We start from the raw sequence: 15553 nt of genomic DNA on the forward strand, positions 1-15553 counted from the left end.
TTGTTGCGCTGTACGTAACACATGTAACGTCTCCTGCAACATGCGACACCGTACGCCGCCGTACGCCGACGCCACAAGGAGTGGTCGGACTTGCCCGAAGCACCCCGCACCGCAGTGGACAAGGCCCTGGACCTGGTCGAGGCCGTCGCGCGGGCACCGCACCCGCCGCGCCTGACCGACCTGGCCGAGGAGGTCGGCCTGCACCGCGCGACCGCGTACCGCGTCCTCCTCGATCTCGTACGCCGGGGATGGGTGCTGCGGGCCGGTGACCGCTATCTGCCCGGCACCGCGGTGCTCCAGCTGTCGTCGTCCGCGGCCAGGAACTCACTGACGGCCATCGCCCGCCCCGTGCTCACCGAGCTGTCGGCGCGGACCGGCATGATGGCGAACCTCCAGGTGCTGGAGGACGACCGGTCACGGGTGATCGACGCCGTACGGCCCGACCGGCTGGCGATGATCACGGATCTGATCGGCGAGGGTCTGCCCGTCCACCGGTTCGCGGGCCCCCTCGCCCTGGTCGCCGCGCTCGCCCCCGCCGCCCGCGCCCCCTATCTGCGTCCCGCCGAGGCGGCCGGGCACCCGCTGGAGGGTCCCGACGGGCTGCTGGCCGGCATCGAACGCGCGGAACGGACCGGGTTCGCCGTCGAACACGGCCGCAACGAACAGCCCGTCGCCTCGCTCGGCCGCGTCGTCTCACCGACGTCCGGCGCGCCCGTCTGCGCGCTGACAGTTGTCGGCCTGGACGCCGAGTTCACGCCCTCCCGCCTCCCCGAACTGCGCGAGCACCTGCGCGAGGCCACCGACACACTGCAACGGCTCCTGACCGCGCCCGGCGCATCCACGGCCTCCTCCCACCCCGCGAACGGACCGGTATGAGTGGTGTCCTCGTTCTCGACCGCGCCCGCACCCGCGCCGCGCTCGACCCGCACCGGGTCATGGACGCGGTGGCACAGGCGCTGATCGCCGTGAGCCGGGGCGAGGCCTCCGCACCACCGCGCGTCGCCGCCCACGCCCCGGGCGGACTGCTCGGCGTCATGCCCGGGTACGTTCCCGGGCTCGGGCTGGCGGCCAAGCTCGTCTCCGTGTTCGCGGACCCGGCCCAGGCCGGACGGAGCAGCCATCGCGGCATCGTCGCCCTCTTCGACCCCGAGGACGGCCGCCCACTCGCTCTCCTCGACGCCGAATCCCTCACAGAGATACGTACCGCCGCGGCAGCCACCCACAGCGCCCTCGCCCTGGCCGCGCCCCGCCCGAGCCGCATCGCCGTTGTCGGTACCGGGGCCCAGGCGCGGGCCCAGCTCTCCCTGCTCGCCCTCCTCGATCCCACGACGCCCGTCGCCGTGGCCGGGCGGGAACCGCGGCGGGTCCGCGACGCCGCCGGTCTGCACCCCGCGGCCGAACCCGCCCCGAGCGCCGAAGAGGCTGTCCGGGGGGCCGATGTGGTGTTCTGCTGCACCGGCGCCGTCCGCCCGGTGATCCGCCGGGACTGGCTCGCACCGGGCGCCCATGTCAGCTCGGTGGGCGGCTCCCACGGCCCCGAGGTGGACGCCGACACCGTCCGGGACGCGGTCCTGTTCGCGGAGTGGCCCGGCGCAGCCGCCGCGCCGCCGGCGGGCGCGCACGAGCTCCAGGACCTGCCCGAGGGCAAGGCCGTCACGCTCCTCGGCTCCGTTCTCGCTGGTACGAACCCCGGTCGCCGGGACGAGACCGGACTGACCCTGTTCAAGTCCACCGGGCACGCCGCCCTGGACGTGGCCGCGGCCCATGTCGCCCACGCTGTCGCCGTGCGCGAGGGGTGGGGCACGACCGTCGACCTGTGAGCGCCCCCTGCCCACCCGATGCCGACGGGGCATGTCGGTCGCCTGTAGACAGCCGTCGAGAGCTGTCGGTCCGGTGTCGGCGGCTTGTCGGCGCGGACTGAAACCTTGCAGGAGATCCGCCGGGCGCACTTCCGGCAGGCGTACGACAGGCGACAGGCAAGGAATCCTCACCATGACGACTCAGGACACCCGAAGCACCCAGAACGCCGGCACCGTTGACAGCACTGGAAGCGCTGACAGCACTGACAGCACTGACAGCACTCACGTCACGATCATCGGCGCCGGGCTCGGCGGACTCACCCTGGCCCGTGTTCTGCACGTCCACGGCATCCGGGCCACGGTCTACGAGGCCGAGGCATCGCCGACGGCGCGTGCGCAGGGCGGAATGCTCGACATCCACGACTACAACGGCCAGCCGGCTCTGGAGACGGCGGGCCTCACCGACGAGTTCCGCGAGCTGATCCTTGAGGGCCGCGAGGCGATACGGGTCCTCGACGTCGACGGGTCCGTCCTGTTCGACAAGGCCGACGACGGCACGGGCGTCCGCCCCGAGGTGCTGCGCGGCGAGCTGCGGCAGTTGCTGCTCGACTCGCTCCCGGCCGGCACCGTCCGGTGGGGGCACAAGGTCAGCGGTACACGTGCGCTCGGCGAGGGACGGCACGAGGTGACGTTCGCCGACGGCACCACCGTCGACACGGGCCTGCTGGTCGGCGCGGACGGCGCTTGGTCCCGGGTCAGGCCGCTGCTCACCGCCATCACCCCGGAGTACGCCGGGATGTCGTTCGTCGAGACCTACCTGTTCGACAGCGAGACCCGGCACCCGGCCAGTGCGAAGGCGGTCGGTGGCGGCTCGATGTTCGCGCTCACGCCGGGCAGGGCGATCCTGGCCCACCGGGAGAGCCGCGGCACCCTCCACACCTACGTGATGCTCAGCGAGTCGCGGGAGTGGTTCGCCGACATCGACTTCGGCGACTCCGCCGGGGTCACCGCACGGATCGCGAGGGAGTTCGCCGGCTGGGCACCTGAGCTCACCGCGCTGATCACCGACGGTGAGACCGCGCCGGTCCTGCGTCCCCTCAACGCCCTGCCCGTCGGACACCGGTGGGACAGGGTGCCGGGGGTGACCCTGCTCGGCGACGCCGCCCATCTCTCGGTCCCGAACGGCGAGGGCGCCAACCTCGCCATGTACGACGGCGCCGAACTCGGCAAGGCCCTCGCCGCCCGCCCCGACGACGTCGAAGGCGCCCTCGCCGAGTACGAGGAGGCCATGTTCACCCGTGGCGCCGAAGCCGCCGCCGAGGGCACCGAACTCCATGAGCTGCTCTACGGCGACAAGACACCCCACAGCCTGATCGCCATGTTCACCGGAGACGCCTGAGACGCCTGAGACGCCGGATTCAACGGAGACGCCGGCAACGCCCGGACGCCGTGATCCACGGGCGGTCACCGCGCTGAGGGGCGGCGGGCACTGACAGCGTCGGCAGGCCTCGTGCGCCATCCGGGCACTGGTACCGCCGAAGCGGCATATGTGTCCGCGTTCCGCGGGCATGCGGCAGAGCATGAACCAACCGAACGACGGTCCCGACCGCGCCCATCGGCGCCCCGAGGGAGTCAGTGACGAGACCGTGGAAGCGCTCGGTGCGCTGTCCAAGGCACTGGAGACCACCGAGCGGGCCCGGGGACACCTGTACTCGTTCCACCAACTGACCGGAGGGGCCGACCTGGAGCTGGACCGCGCGGTCGGGCTCCTCCGCGAGGCGGGCCACACCGCGTACGCCGACCGTGTGGAGCGCGAGGTCCTGGGCCGCAATGTGATCCCCGGTCACTGGACGTTCCAGATCGTCGAGGCCTACGACGGGACCTACTACCAGCCGTTCAAGGATCTGGAGCGAAGTGCCCTGCGCGACCTCGCGGACGGACGCGACCACCTCTACGAGGCCGAGATGAAGGAGGACCGCCGCACGACGGGCCACCGCGACCACACCGCCCGCCCGGACAGCCCGGCCACCCCGTCCTAGTGGGGTCCTCGGGACTGTCTCGATTCAGGTAGCCGTCCCCAGGAAATCGGTGACGCCCTGATATGCGCCGGTGGACGCCTGGCCCGTCGTCCCGTACTCGAGGAGCAGCAGGCCGTTCGGCGTCGCTTCGTGGTGGAGCAGTCGCAGGCCGGACGGAATGCCCGGGCCGGTCAGCAGACGTCGGCCGGTCCGCAGGATCGTGGGGGCGACGACGAGGCGCAGTGTGTCGATCAGGTCCGCCGCGAGCAGGGCTTCGCCCAGGCGGGCGCTGCCGTGGATCTGGAGTTCCCGTCCTGGTCGCGCCTTCAGCTCGGCGACCGTCTTGAGCGGGTCGCCGTTGAGCACGGTCGTGGGGTGCCAGGTCCCCTCGGTGAGGGTGTTCGACACGACGTACTTCGGCAGCGAGTTCATCCGCCCGGTGAACGGATCGGCCGGGTCGGTGATCTTCGGCCAGTCGCGGGCGAACGCCTCGTAGGTGCGGCGGCCGAGCAGCAGGCCGTCGGCGAGGTCGAGCCAGTCGGAGACGCGCTGGACGAACGCCTCGTCGATGTGCGGTACCAGCCAGCCGCCGCGCGTAAACCCGTCGCTGGTGTCCTCGTCCGGTGAACCGGGGCCCTGGCTGACCCCGTCGAGCGTGACGAACCCGGTGAGGGTGATCTTCATCGCGAGGCCATGTTCTCGGCGAGCGCGGCCAGTTGACCCGCGACCGTGCCCCAGCCGTCGGCGAACCCGAGTTTGTCGTGCCGGGCACGGGACTCCGGGTCGCCGTGCCGTACGAGCATCCGGTAGTCCGTGCCGTCCGGGTGCTCACGCAGTGTGATCGTGGCGGTCATCGTGACCGGGGCGGGGTTCGCCGGACGCCAGGTGCTGTCGACGGCGTTGGTGAACACGATCCGCTGCAGTTCGTCGACGGCGAGGAAGCACGCGTCCAGGTGCGGGACGAACTCGGTGGCGTCGTCGCTCATCCGCGTCACGAACGCCCCGCCGGGCCGCAGTTCCAGGTGGTCCACCCGACAGCGCATCGGGGCGGGGAGCCACCACTTCTCCAGCCGGGACGGGTCGGCCCAGGCGCTCCACACGGTCGCGCGCGGGGCGCGGATGATCCGCTCCAGGCTGAGATCGAGGTCGGGGTTCACTGTCGGTTCTCCTCCGGGTCGGTGACGAACTGTTCGAGGCGGTCCGTGCGCTCCTCCCATGTCCGACGCTGCTCGGCGAGCCAGTCGTCGACGAGGGCGAGCCGGTCGCGGTTGAGCACACAGGTGCGGACCCGGCCGGACTTGACCGTGCGGATGAGCCCGTTCGCTTCGAGCGTGCGCACATGCTTCATGAACGAGGGGAGGGTCATGGGGAACTCGCGGGCGAGCTCACCGACGCTCGTGGAGCCACGACCGAGACGCCTGACGACCGCGCGCCGGGTCGGATCGGCGAGCGCGACGAACACGCCGTCCAGTTGCGTCGAATACTGTGCCATGAGGCTAAGTATTGCGACACGTGAAGGCCGGCGCAAGGGATCACGTCACCGGGCTCAGGCCGCTTCGGGGGGACCCTCCACCGGCGGCTGCGCCGGTTGCTCTGGCCTGCTCGGTCCGCTCAGCCCACTCAGTTCGGCGGTGAACTGCGCCCCGGCGAGCAGGGCGAGGTTGGACAGCCACAGCCAGATGAGGAAGACCACCGCGCCCGCGAGGGAGCCGTAGAGCTTGCTGTAGGTGCCGAGCGCGGAGGTGTACAGGGCGAAGCCACCGGAGACGACGAGCCACAGGCCCGCCGCCAGTATCCCGCCGGGGACGCTGTGCTTCCGGCGGCGGGCCGGTACGGGTCCGGTGTGGAAGACGATGACGACCAGCAGCGCCACCAGGCACAGCAGGAGCGGCCAGCGCAGCAGGTTCCAGGCCCACGCGGCCACCGCGTCGAAGCCGAGAAGGCGGCCGGCGGTCTCGGCGATCGGCCCGGTCAGCAGCAGGAGGAGCGCACTGACGAGCAGCAGGCCCAGCAGGCCGAAAGCGGTGAGCAGGATGCGGGGTGCCGTGTGCCAGGGCGACCGGTGGTCGGCCTCGTGGTGCATGCGGTGCAGGGCGCGGCGGAAGACTGCGAGGTAGCTGGAGGCGGACCACAGGGCGCTCACGATGCCGCCGCCCAGCAGCGTCCAGGCGGCCGAGCCGTCTCGCAGCGTCTGGGTCAGCACGTCGTGCAGCTGCGTGCCGGACTGGTCCGGGGCGTAGGCGGTGACGTGGGCGATGAAGTCCTCGGCGGTGCCCGGGCTGATCATGCTGAAGGCGATGACGGTGACGAGCAGGGAGGGCAGGACCGCCAGGATCGCGTAGTAGGTGAGGGCTGCCGCGTAGTCGGAGACGTCGTCCCGCCACATCGACAACGGCGTACGGCGCAGGGCGACGCCCCAGGCAGCCGGGGTCCGGGTACGGCGCCATACCGGCTCCAGTGCGCGCGGGCCGCCGCCCGTGACGGCGGGCCCTGGTTCAGCGGACATGAGACCTACGGTGGGAACGGGTGGAGAAGCGGACGCGCGTGCGCACGCTGTACGGGGTGAGGGAGCTCTCCGTCCGGGCGGCTAGCTCGGCCAGGGCGGGCAGGACGGCGGCCGGGGCCGCATCGGGCTGGAGCCGGACATGCAGGCGCACCTGCAACTGCTTCCGTCGTGCGAGCACTCGGGTGCGGCAGCGGCTGACTCCGCCGATCCCGACCGCGTGCCGGGTAACGACGTCCTCCAGGGCGCGGGTCCGCAGTGTGCCGCCGGGCGCGGGCAGCGGCAGCGACGGGCGGGCCCCGCCACGCAGCAGGCGGACGCACCACAGAGCGAGGAGCACGGTGGCGGCGATCGACGCGGCCATGATCGAGGGCGTCCACCAGCCGGTGGAGCGCAGCTCGGCGAGTCCGGCCGGATCCACCAGCACGGCACGGGCGCCGGGCTCGGGCCACCAGGCCGGAAGATGTGTGGCCCAGGGTGCCCGGGTCAGGGCCAGCCACGTGCCGCCGAGGAGAAACACCAGGCCGACCGCGGCGAGGGCGGTCCGGTCGAGGACCGTACGGGAACGTCGCATCAGCGGGTGACTCCTTCGAGGGCCGTGTCGTCGGCACCGGCCGTGAGCGTACGCTGCGCTGCACCGCCGTCCCCAACCGTGGTCGTACCGGGATCCCAGGCGGCCCCGGGCCTGACCCTGATGCGCAGTCGTGGCGGGCGACGCAGATTGCAGCTCTCCAGCGCCCCGCGAGCCAGGTGCCGTGCCTCGTCGAGCGCGTGGGCGCGGTCGCCGAAGGCGAGACCGGCCCGGACGCTGACACTGCGACGGCGGACCCTCACCTTCACCGGACCGATCCCCTGCGTCTGGCCCACCGCGTCCCTGACGAGCGCGGCGACCGCCGTACGGTCCAGGGCCGCCCACAGGTGCGGAGCGGGCGTGGTGACCGTGAGCAGTCCGCGATGTCCGGGGGTGAGGGCCAGGACGACCATGAGCAGGCCGAGGAACGCGACCGCGGCGGCGCAGGCCGTGACGGTCGCCTCACCGGGGCCGTGCCGCGAGAGCCAGTGCAGTGCGTCGGTGCGCCAGACCGCGGCCGACCGGCCGGCGGCGTGCACCAGGATCAGGTCGACCGCCAGTGCGCCGCAGGCCACCAGGGCCGACAGGGCGAGCAGCAGGGTAGGCAGCCGTCGCCCGGACCACCACCGCAGCGGCGTCCGCGAGGTCGGCGGCGCCTGGGCGGGCTCGTCCGCGGGAGGGTTGTCCGTGGGGGTCCTGTCCGTCGCAGGTCCGTCCATGGCAGGCCAGTCCGGCGGGCCGCTTTTCGCTGCGCCCGGTACCGGGACCGGTGTCGTCACCGGCGCCGGGACCAGAGCGGTGACGCCGACGCGTGCTCTGGTGACGTCGAGGCCCGTCAACTGGTGCGTACGGGCGGTGACATGGTCCTGCAGTCGGCGGACCGTCTCCGGCAGGGGCGCCGGGTAGGGCAGGGTGACGTCGACACGCACGTCCGCCCGGCGACCGTGCACGTCGGCAGAGCCCTTGGAGGCGTGAGCCCTGATGCCGGCGCCGATCCCGGTGCTGGTTCCTGACCCTGACCCGGGACCGGTCCCTGTCCCGGCCGCGGTCCCGCTCCCCGTTGCCGGGACAGGGACGGCCTCGGTGGCCGCGCGCTCGGCGATCCTGCGGACCGCCTTCGCCGAGACGGTCGTGGTGCCGCGCCGGTCCGCCGTGGTCATCGACGGCTCCGCTCATAGCCGTCGCGCAGATCCTGGAAGCTGCCTCCGCCGTCGAACCAGTGGCCCGCGGCCCACCCCAGGCCGCCCAGCGCGGCCACGAGCAGGAACGCCCCGAAGCCTCCGAAGAAACCGGCGAAGGCCAGCGCCATCCCTGCGATCATCCCGACGAATGCTCTGGTCACGTGGTCACGTCCATGTCCTGGCCTCTTTCACCGTTCCTCTTTCGCCGGTCCTGATGCACCGGTCCTGATGCACCAGTTCTCTGGCACCGGCTGGGCGCCCTGCGGTGTGCGAGGGCCCGCTCACTCCACGCGGGAGTCCGTCGTCGGCGACTCGCCGTCCTCCTCGGGCAGATGCACGTCATTGACCGTGACGTTGACCTCCACCACGTCGAGGCCGGTGACGCGCTCCACCGCCGAGATCACGTTCTCCCGCACATCGCGGGCCACGTCCGTGATGGGAACGCCGTACTCCACGACCAGGTCGACGTCGATGGCCGTCTGACGCTCGCCGACCTCGACCTTCACTCCGCGTCCCACATTCGGCCGACCGCCCGGCACGCGGTCGCGAACGGCGCCGATGGTGCGGGAGAGGCCGCCGCCCATGTCGTACACACCCGGGATCTCGCGGGCCGCGATACCCGCGACCTTCACCACGACGACGTCGGCGATCGATGTCCGTCCGCGGTCCGCCGCCGGCTGGTCGGCGCCGGTGACACCGCCGGACAACGCCGTCGTCGTCTGCGCCGTCCTGCTGCCCTGCGGCGCCGATACGTCCTTGACGGTCGACGCGGTCGGTACGGTCTGCGTGGTCATGGCACGTCCTTCTTCCTGTAGCCGGTCGGCTGCTCTCACTGCGATGGACCCGCCGCGGCCACGCCTGTGACGCGGATACCCGAAAAATCTCAGCTCAGCTCCTGACACCCGCGTCTGTCTCACCTATATGTCCGCATGAATGTCCGAGCCTTCGCGGGCCATCCGCAGCGGTGCCGGCAACGGATCATGCGTAGGGACACACCTGTCCCCTGGCTGTTTCACGGGCTCACGCGAAACAAGCGGCAGCACCCGCGTCACAGCGGGCGCCACCGACGTGTCCAACCTGCGGAACCGGACGAGAGGAGCCGCTCAGTGGCGGGGGCCCGCAGAGATAACGCGCCACCGGACGCCCGGGGCGAGACCGACGACGCCCTGCTGGCGGTACGGGCCGCGGAGGGGGACGAGGACGCCTTCGCCGTTCTCGTACAGAGCCATGCCCCGTCACTGATCCGGCTGGCCACCCGGCTGCTCGGCGGGCGGGCGGAAGCGGAGGACGCCGTGCAGGACGCGTTCATCAGCGCCTGGCGACGGCTCCCGGAGTTCAGCCACCGGTCGTCGTTCAGCACATGGATGTACAGGATCGTCACCAACCGCTGTCTGAACGTGCTGCGCGCCCGCAAGCCGGTGGCACCTCTGGAGGCCGCGGGAGAGCTTGCGGCGCCCGAGCACTCGGCCTCCCCGGCCCGGATCGCCGAGGCACGCGACGCGGTGCGTGAGCTGGGCGAGGCACTCGATCAACTGTCCGTCGAACAGCGCGCCTGCTGGGTACTGCGAGAATTGGACGGTCAGTCCTACGAATTCATCGCGGACACGGTCGGCATCAGCCAGGAGGCTGTGCGCGCCCGTGTCTTCCGCGCACGACGCTGCCTGACACAAGCAATGGGGGCCTGGCGATGACCTCTCACACCGACCCGCCCAGCGCGGACACCGGCGGCGTCGACGACGAGCAGCTGCCGTGCGGCAGGCTGCTGTCCCGGGTCTGGGACGACTGGGAGCAGCAGACCGACGACCCGCACCGGCAGACCTGCCCGCACTGCCGACAGGCCGTCCTCGATCTGGACGATCTGGAGTTCGCGGTCCGCGGCCTGCGCGACGAGACGGCGGACGGCTACGCATCCGAGGCGACATCGCTGACGCGGCGCGTCATGGAGGTCGTGCGTCTCGAACTGCGTCCCGGCCGCCCCGTACCTCTCGGCGAGCCCGCCGAGGATCTGTGGATCATGGAATCGGTCGCTGCCCGTGCCCTGCGTGCGGCGGCCGAGACGGTGACCGGCGTACGGGCGGGTTCGTGCCGTCTCCTCCCCCTCTCCACCTCCGACACCGCCGACGGGCCGGTCGAGGTCCGCCTGGGCATTCACGCCCCGGCCGGCGTCTCACTCCCGGAGCTGGCCGAAGAGGTGCGCAGGCGGGTCCGGGAGGCCGCGGACCGTGAGTTGGGCGTGGCCGTGGCGACGATAGACGTCCATGTCACCGACCTGATCGACACCGCGGACGACAGCCAGGAAGGTCGTACCTGATGACCCGCGACACCGCACACACCTCGCTGGCCGAGGAGATCGCCCGGGCCGTGGAGAGCGTGCCGGGGGTGGCCTTTCTCCGGCCGGGGCTCGCCGGCCGGCTGCGCTCGACCCGGGTACGGCCGCAGCGCGGCAAGGACGAGGCTCCGGCAGCGGGGGCTCCGACGGCGGGGGTACTCACTGCGGGAGTGCTGACGCCAGGGGTGCCGATGACAGGAGGGTCGGCAGCGGGCGTTCGGCTGGGTCGGCCGGACGGCACCGGGCGCCGCCATGTCGAGATCCACCTCGTCGCGCTCAGACAGGCACGGGCACTCGACGTGGCCCGCGCCGCACGCCGTCGCGTCGAGGCCCATCTGGTCGAGAGGTTCCCTGCCGAGCCCGCACCGGCCCGGGTCACTGTGACCGTCACCGGGCAGGTGTGACGGCGGGCCGGTGTGATGCCGGACTGGTGACGGTGAGGTCCGACGTCTGATGAAGGAGGCCCGCTTCCGCGACTGCCGGCCTCCTTCATCAGACCTCAAGCCTCAGGTTGCAGGCCTCCCCGCGTCACGCGTCACGCGGGGAGGTTCAGCAGGGTGAGCGGCGTGGAGGTCGGTTCCTCGGAGCCGCCCTTCGGCTCGACCGTGACCCCCATGCCCGACGCCCCGGCCACAGCGCCCTTCATCAGGACGGCCTGGCTGGTGCGCGCCGGGTCCATCAGACCGGCGGACCGCATGGTGCCGTCGTCGTCGAACCAGAGCTGGTAGACCTTGCCCCGGGGCGGCTCGGTCATCCCGGAGGCCATGAAGACGGCCCTGTCACGGCTGTCGGAGACGACGACGGTGCCGGTGGCGCCACCGGCCAGTTTCGTGGTCCGGCTCTTGGCGTCCGGCGCAGTGAGCACAGCCGCGATGCCGTTAGCTCCCCGGTCGGCCCGGCGTGCCTGCTCCAGCGCGTCCTCGGCACGTTGGTGCTGCCACACCGCGGTACCGCCCAGCGCGGCGGCTGCCGCGAGACAGGCGGCCAGTGCCCAGCGCGCCACCGGGCGCCCGCGTGATGTCGTCCGTGCGCGGCGCGGCAGGGCCGGGCCACCGGGTCCCTCCTGTCGGACGGTCCGGATCTGTTGCAGCACGTGTTCCCGCATGGCGGGGCGGGGCGGCAGGGAGACGGCGAGTCCCAGCCGGGCGGCGGTGGCGGACAGTTCGGCCGTCTCCTGGGTACACGGCTCGCACTCCCCGAGGTGCCGCTCGAACGCCTCGCGTTCTTCGTCGGACAGGGCGTGCAGGGCATAGGCGCCGGTCATTGTGTGCAGATCCGCAGTGGTCACGCGGTCACCCCCAAGCAGTCACGCAGTCGGATGAGTCCGTCCCTCAGCCGGGTCTTGACCGTGCCCAGCGGAAGCGCCAGGGCTTCGGCCACCTCCCGGTAGGTCAGCCCGCGGTAGTACGCGAGGTCCACGGCCTGACGCTGGATGTCGGTCAGGGTGCGCAGACAGCGCCGCACCTGTTCACGCTCCAGCCGTGCCTCCACCTGCTCGGTCACGTCGTCGTAGTCGGGCGTGCGGTCCAGTTGGGCCGCCTTGTGGTCCCGGGCGGCCGCGGCCTCCACCGAGCGCACCCGGTCGACCGCCCGCTGGTGGGCCATCGTGAGGATCCAGTTAACGGCCGTACCGCGGTCGGCGCGGAAGCGCGGGGCCGTGCGCCACACCTCCACCAGCACCTCCTGGGCCACTTCCTCCGACTGGGCGCGGTCCCGCAGGACCGCGCGGACGACACCGAGAACCGGGCTCACCACGGCGTCGTACACCGAGGCGAACGCCTGCTCGTCGCCCAGGGCCACACGCCGCAGCAGCTCCTGCAGATCGGGGTCAGCCGAATGGTGTCTGCCGATCTGGGCGACTTCGTTCACCGGGGTCCTCCGTCGTCGGGATATCCGTACAGACATCCATGGGACATCCGTCAGGACATCTCCGGACGTAATCCGGTGCCGGGGGCGCGGCGGATTGGTCCCTGACACCCATGAAATCGCAGGTGGAGCCGGACTGCTCGGGCAGGCCGACGAAAGGGCGTACGGTGCCGTCCCGACCGGCCGGCCAAGCCCCCGACCAAGCCACCGCCCCGTCGGCAACGAATATTGAGTGAGACAGGTGCGGTGAGCTGCGGCGGCTCGACAGGCAGGAGCGGGAATGACAGTGCACGAACAGGCGTCCACCGATGAGTCGACGGGCGCGCACGCCCCCGCGCTGGCGGTGCGGCAGCTGCCCCGCTCACCCCGCGCCGCCGTCCTGTTCCTGCACGGCGGCAGGTCCGACAGCCGTGCCCCGTCCCGTCCCTGGCACCTCGCGGCCGTGCGCATGAAGCCGTTCGTACGCGCCGTCGCCCGTGCGATACCGGACGACGACGTCCTGCTGGCGGAGGTGCGTTACCGCGTACGGGGCTGGAACGGCGGCGACGCCGACTCCCTGCGGGACGCGCGGCGGGCGCTCGAAGAACTCCAGCGCCTCGCTCCGGACGTCCCGGTCGTTCTCGTCGGCCACTCGATGGGCGGCCGGGCGGCACTACGGGCGGCGGGCGCGCCACCGGTCCGCGGCGTGCTGGCGCTGGCTCCCTGGTGCCCCGAGGGCGAGCCGGTGGCCCAGCTGCGGGACAAGGAGGTCGTCGTGCTGCACGGAGACCGCGACCGTGTCACGGATCCCCGGCTGTCCAAGGCACTCGTGCACCGGGCCCGTGCGGCAGGCGCCCGGGCGGCGTTCGTGGACATGGCGGGCGGTGACCACGCGATGCTCCGCCACGCCGGGGACTGGCACCGCACCGCGGTCTCCACCGTCCTGGAGATGCTGCCGCCCGCCACCGGGACCTCCGGTGCTACCGGTGCTACCGAGGTGTCAGGACACTGAACTCGTTGCCGTCGGGGTCGGTCATCGCCACGTACCCGGGTTCGTCCTGGCCGGTGTCGAGGCGTTTCGCCCCGAGGGAGAGCAGCCGGTCTACCTCCGATTGCAGGTCACCGTCAGCGGTGGGGGCGAGGTCGAAGCGCAGCCGGTCCCTGCCCGTCCTCGGCGCCAGCGGCGGCCCGCCCCACGTGACCTTCGGTCCGCCGTGCGGAGAGCGGATCGCGGTCTCCTGATCCTGGTCCCAGACCAGGGGCCAGCCGAGTGCCTTGCTCCAGAAGTACCCGACCTCCTGCGAGCCGTCGCAGGCCAGCGCTCCGACAAAACCGCAGTCGGCGAGGAAGTTGTTGCCCGGCTCGATGACGCAGAACTCGTTGCCCTCCGGGTCCGCGAGCACCACATGCTCCTCTTCCGGGAGCTGGCCGATGTCGATGTGCTGTGCGCCGAGTGCCAGCGCCCGGTCCACCGTCCGCTGCTGGTCCTCCAGGGACGTGCTCGTCAGATCGAAGTGCATCCGGTTCTGACCGGCCTTCTGCTCCTGCGACGGCAGGAAACGGAGGCGGAACCCGGTGTCGTCGCTGGGCAGGAGCACGATGCCGTCGTGCGGATCGTCAACCGTCTCCCAGCCGAGGAAGCGGGACCAGAACCGCGCGAGATTCTCTGGTTCCCTCGCGTCGAAGCACAACGCGAACAGCTGACGACTCGTATCCCGGTCCATCTCCGGTCCCCCTGACTGGTGCTGGCGGCAACGCGCGTGGTCGCCACCTCGCACGCGAGCCTAGGCGTGTGCCCACCTCACCCGCATCCGGGTTTCCGCCGACGCGGCGGCGCTCACACCGAGGAATCGGGGACGGAGTCGGAGTCGGAGTCGGTCGAGTGACGGGTCCCGCACCGGGCCCGGTCGGGCCAGACACCCACACGGTCCGATTCCGCCGCCAGACGGACGCGACCACGCGGACCGTAACGCTCCACGTGGTCCCGGGTCAGCTGGAGGGAGGCGCCCCGTGCGGCCCAGGACGGTGCACTACTCGGCGCCCCAGCCGCCGGGCCCGCGCGGGTCTCCGTCGACGTACGACCGTCGCGACTGCGAACCGTGCGGCGGACCTGTCCGGAGGCGAGGGGGTCGTGGACGACGACGAGGGTGGTGGCGCCACGTTCCGCGTTGACGCGGCGCAGTGCCGCGAAGACCTCCTAGCCGCTCGCGGCGTCGAGTTCGCCCGTGGGTTCGTCGGCGAGCAGCACCCGGGGCGCGCTGGCCGTGGCGAGCACGACGGCCACGCGCTGCTGTTCACCGCCGGAGAGTTCGGCGGGACGCCCCGGTCGCGGCAGTACGCGACACCGAGTACATCGAGGAGTTCGGCGGCGCGCGCGGCCCGCGTGCGCCGCGGCACCCGCACGTACTTCATCGGCAGCGCCACGTTCTCCAGAGCCGTCAGATACGGGCAGCAGATTGCGTCCCGCCTGCTGCCAGACGAAGCCGACGGTGTGCCGGCGGTAGCCGAGCCCTCGCGCCGTAGCAGGGCGGGCTCGGCCCTGAGCACCTCGCTTCAGGGGCCTCTGGACCGCAGGCGCTCCACCGCTGTGTGCGCCGCCAGAGCCCCGGCTATTCCGGGAGTTCCAGCATGGGCTCGCCGCAGGACTGGCACTCGGCGTAGACGTCGAGTTCGTTGAGTATCTCGGCGTATTCGGGGTGGCCCTTGAGGGCGGCCATGGCGGCGAGCAGATAGCGGGTCGAGATCTGGTCGTGCTCCGCCGTGGCCAGCGTCTCGGCCAAAAGCCCCAGTGCTTCGGGGAGGGCCTGTCGGTAGGCGTCCGCGATGTCGTCGGGCAGGTCGTCGGGGACCTCTCCGAGGTCGCCGGAGCAGATGGCCACGAGGCCGACGACGTACAGGTAGTCGTCGCGCTCGGTCCGGGCCGCCAGCAGGCCGCGCGCGAGGGTGACGAGGTGGGGCACGGCGGCGTAGGCGGCCGGCCAGGCGGTTCCCTCGGAACACAGGTAGGGCCACAGGTCGCTGAAACGCTCACCGTTCGTGGGATCCGCCACCAGTTGCCGCAACTCGTCCGGGACGAAGGGCGCGTCCGGCGCACCCCGTCCTTCGGACCAGCCCCGGTGGTCGAGGGCGGGCCAGCGCGGATCGTCCAGAGAGATCATGGGCGAGAGTGTAAACGGCGCACAACTGACGTACACGCACCGGCTTTTGGCACCTCATGAGTGACGCATTGCCAGTGACACCTTACGGGTGGCGCGGCACGGGTGACGCGTTACGAGGCCGCGGCCCGAGGCGGGGATCCGGCTTCCCG

21 protein-coding genes are annotated in these 15553 nt (G+C 71.8%); 8 read left to right on the forward strand and 13 right to left on the reverse strand.

What is annotated here, in order from left to right:
* Positions 1 to 90 precede the first annotated feature (90 nt).
* From ACFVH5_RS04790 to ACFVH5_RS04805, 4 genes are all read left to right on the forward strand, one after another.
* The gene (locus ACFVH5_RS04790; protein ID WP_385832065.1) at positions 91 to 876 is read left to right on the forward strand and encodes an IclR family transcriptional regulator; all 786 of its coding nucleotides are present in this window, start codon (positions 91 to 93) and stop codon (positions 874 to 876) included.
* Complete coding sequence (locus ACFVH5_RS04795) at positions 873 to 1820, forward strand: ornithine cyclodeaminase family protein (protein ID WP_385832066.1); 948 nt, start codon at positions 873 to 875, stop codon at positions 1818 to 1820. The genes ACFVH5_RS04790 and ACFVH5_RS04795 overlap by 4 nt, the downstream gene beginning before the upstream one ends.
* A gap of 172 nt (positions 1821 to 1992) precedes the next feature.
* Positions 1993 to 3198, forward strand: a complete 1206-nt coding sequence (locus tag ACFVH5_RS04800) for an FAD-dependent oxidoreductase (RefSeq protein WP_385832068.1) — start codon at positions 1993 to 1995, stop codon at positions 3196 to 3198.
* A gap of 181 nt (positions 3199 to 3379) precedes the next feature.
* Positions 3380 to 3838 (forward strand): hypothetical protein, encoded by a 459-nt coding sequence (locus ACFVH5_RS04805; protein ID WP_385832070.1) that lies wholly within the window; start codon positions 3380 to 3382, stop codon positions 3836 to 3838.
* A gap of 24 nt (positions 3839 to 3862) precedes the next feature.
* Here the strand turns inward: ACFVH5_RS04805 and ACFVH5_RS04810 are convergent, their stop codons facing one another.
* From ACFVH5_RS04810 to ACFVH5_RS04845, 8 genes are all read right to left on the reverse strand, one after another.
* Positions 3863 to 4501, reverse strand: coding sequence for a dihydrofolate reductase family protein (locus tag ACFVH5_RS04810; RefSeq protein ID WP_385832072.1), 639 nt, complete (start codon positions 4499 to 4501; stop codon positions 3863 to 3865).
* On the reverse strand, positions 4498 to 4974 hold the full coding sequence (locus ACFVH5_RS04815; RefSeq protein WP_385832074.1) for an SRPBCC domain-containing protein: 477 nt from the start codon (positions 4972 to 4974) through the stop codon (positions 4498 to 4500). Before ACFVH5_RS04815 ends, ACFVH5_RS04810 begins: the two co-directional genes overlap by 4 nt.
* Positions 4971 to 5309, reverse strand: a complete 339-nt coding sequence (locus tag ACFVH5_RS04820) for an ArsR/SmtB family transcription factor (RefSeq protein WP_385832076.1) — start codon at positions 5307 to 5309, stop codon at positions 4971 to 4973. The genes ACFVH5_RS04815 and ACFVH5_RS04820 overlap by 4 nt, the downstream gene beginning before the upstream one ends.
* A gap of 54 nt (positions 5310 to 5363) precedes the next feature.
* Positions 5364 to 6323: a YihY/virulence factor BrkB family protein gene (locus ACFVH5_RS04825; protein ID WP_385832077.1), complete on the reverse strand. Its 960-nt coding sequence runs from the start codon at positions 6321 to 6323 to the stop codon at positions 5364 to 5366.
* Complete coding sequence (locus ACFVH5_RS04830) at positions 6313 to 6894, reverse strand: hypothetical protein (RefSeq protein ID WP_385832079.1); 582 nt, start codon at positions 6892 to 6894, stop codon at positions 6313 to 6315. Before ACFVH5_RS04830 ends, ACFVH5_RS04825 begins: the two co-directional genes overlap by 11 nt.
* Entirely contained in the window at positions 6894 to 8051 is a 1158-nt protein-coding gene (locus tag ACFVH5_RS04835; protein ID WP_385832080.1) for a DUF6286 domain-containing Asp23/Gls24 family envelope stress response protein, read from the reverse strand. Before ACFVH5_RS04835 ends, ACFVH5_RS04830 begins: the two co-directional genes overlap by 1 nt.
* Positions 8048 to 8233, reverse strand: coding sequence for a hypothetical protein (locus ACFVH5_RS04840; RefSeq protein WP_384798237.1), 186 nt, complete (start codon positions 8231 to 8233; stop codon positions 8048 to 8050). The genes ACFVH5_RS04835 and ACFVH5_RS04840 overlap by 4 nt, the downstream gene beginning before the upstream one ends.
* A gap of 120 nt (positions 8234 to 8353) precedes the next feature.
* Positions 8354 to 8866: an Asp23/Gls24 family envelope stress response protein gene (locus ACFVH5_RS04845; protein WP_384797009.1), complete on the reverse strand. Its 513-nt coding sequence runs from the start codon at positions 8864 to 8866 to the stop codon at positions 8354 to 8356.
* Positions 8867 to 9178: 312 nt separating this feature from the next.
* On the opposite strand from ACFVH5_RS04845, the gene ACFVH5_RS04850 reads away from it, so the two are divergent.
* Genes ACFVH5_RS04850 through ACFVH5_RS04860 form a run of 3 tightly spaced genes read left to right on the forward strand, consistent with a single transcriptional unit; the run spans position 9179 to position 10805 of the window.
* A complete protein-coding gene (locus tag ACFVH5_RS04850; protein ID WP_385832082.1) occupies positions 9179 to 9763 on the forward strand; it encodes an RNA polymerase sigma factor in 585 nt (194 codons plus the stop codon).
* Entirely contained in the window at positions 9760 to 10383 is a 624-nt protein-coding gene (locus ACFVH5_RS04855) for an Asp23/Gls24 family envelope stress response protein (protein ID WP_385832084.1), read from the forward strand. The genes ACFVH5_RS04850 and ACFVH5_RS04855 overlap by 4 nt, the downstream gene beginning before the upstream one ends.
* The gene (locus ACFVH5_RS04860; protein ID WP_385832086.1) at positions 10383 to 10805 is read left to right on the forward strand and encodes a hypothetical protein; all 423 of its coding nucleotides are present in this window, start codon (positions 10383 to 10385) and stop codon (positions 10803 to 10805) included. The genes ACFVH5_RS04855 and ACFVH5_RS04860 overlap by 1 nt, the downstream gene beginning before the upstream one ends.
* Positions 10806 to 10936: 131 nt before the next feature.
* Here ACFVH5_RS04860 and ACFVH5_RS04865 read toward each other — a convergent pair whose 3' ends face one another.
* Positions 10937 to 11689 carry an anti-sigma factor domain-containing protein gene (locus ACFVH5_RS04865; protein ID WP_385832088.1) on the reverse strand — a complete coding sequence of 251 codons (753 nt, stop codon included), beginning with the start codon at positions 11687 to 11689 and terminating at the stop codon, positions 10937 to 10939.
* Positions 11686 to 12306, reverse strand: a complete 621-nt coding sequence (sigK, locus tag ACFVH5_RS04870; protein WP_385832090.1) for an ECF RNA polymerase sigma factor SigK — start codon at positions 12304 to 12306, stop codon at positions 11686 to 11688. Before sigK ends, ACFVH5_RS04865 begins: the two co-directional genes overlap by 4 nt.
* Positions 12307 to 12547: 241 nt before the next feature.
* Here sigK and ACFVH5_RS04875 point away from each other — a divergent pair, with 241 nt between their 5' ends.
* Entirely contained in the window at positions 12548 to 13258 is a 711-nt protein-coding gene (locus tag ACFVH5_RS04875) for an alpha/beta fold hydrolase (protein WP_385832092.1), read from the forward strand.
* Here ACFVH5_RS04875 and ACFVH5_RS04880 read toward each other — a convergent pair.
* From ACFVH5_RS04880 to ACFVH5_RS04890, 3 genes are all read right to left on the reverse strand, one after another.
* Positions 13236 to 13970 carry a VOC family protein gene (locus ACFVH5_RS04880; RefSeq protein ID WP_385832093.1) on the reverse strand — a complete coding sequence of 245 codons (735 nt, stop codon included), beginning with the start codon at positions 13968 to 13970 and terminating at the stop codon, positions 13236 to 13238. The genes ACFVH5_RS04875 and ACFVH5_RS04880 overlap by 23 nt on opposite strands.
* Before the next feature lie 473 nt (positions 13971 to 14443).
* Positions 14444 to 14803 carry an ATP-binding cassette domain-containing protein gene (locus ACFVH5_RS04885; RefSeq protein WP_385832221.1) on the reverse strand — a complete coding sequence of 120 codons (360 nt, stop codon included), beginning with the start codon at positions 14801 to 14803 and terminating at the stop codon, positions 14444 to 14446.
* Positions 14804 to 14855: 52 nt separating this feature from the next.
* Entirely contained in the window at positions 14856 to 15404 is a 549-nt protein-coding gene (locus ACFVH5_RS04890; RefSeq protein WP_385832095.1) for a hypothetical protein, read from the reverse strand.
* Positions 15405 to 15553 lie beyond the last annotated feature (149 nt).

This window comes from Streptomyces sp. NPDC127119 (assembly GCF_042677425.1).
GTDB lineage: Bacteria > Actinomycetota > Actinomycetes > Streptomycetales > Streptomycetaceae > Streptomyces.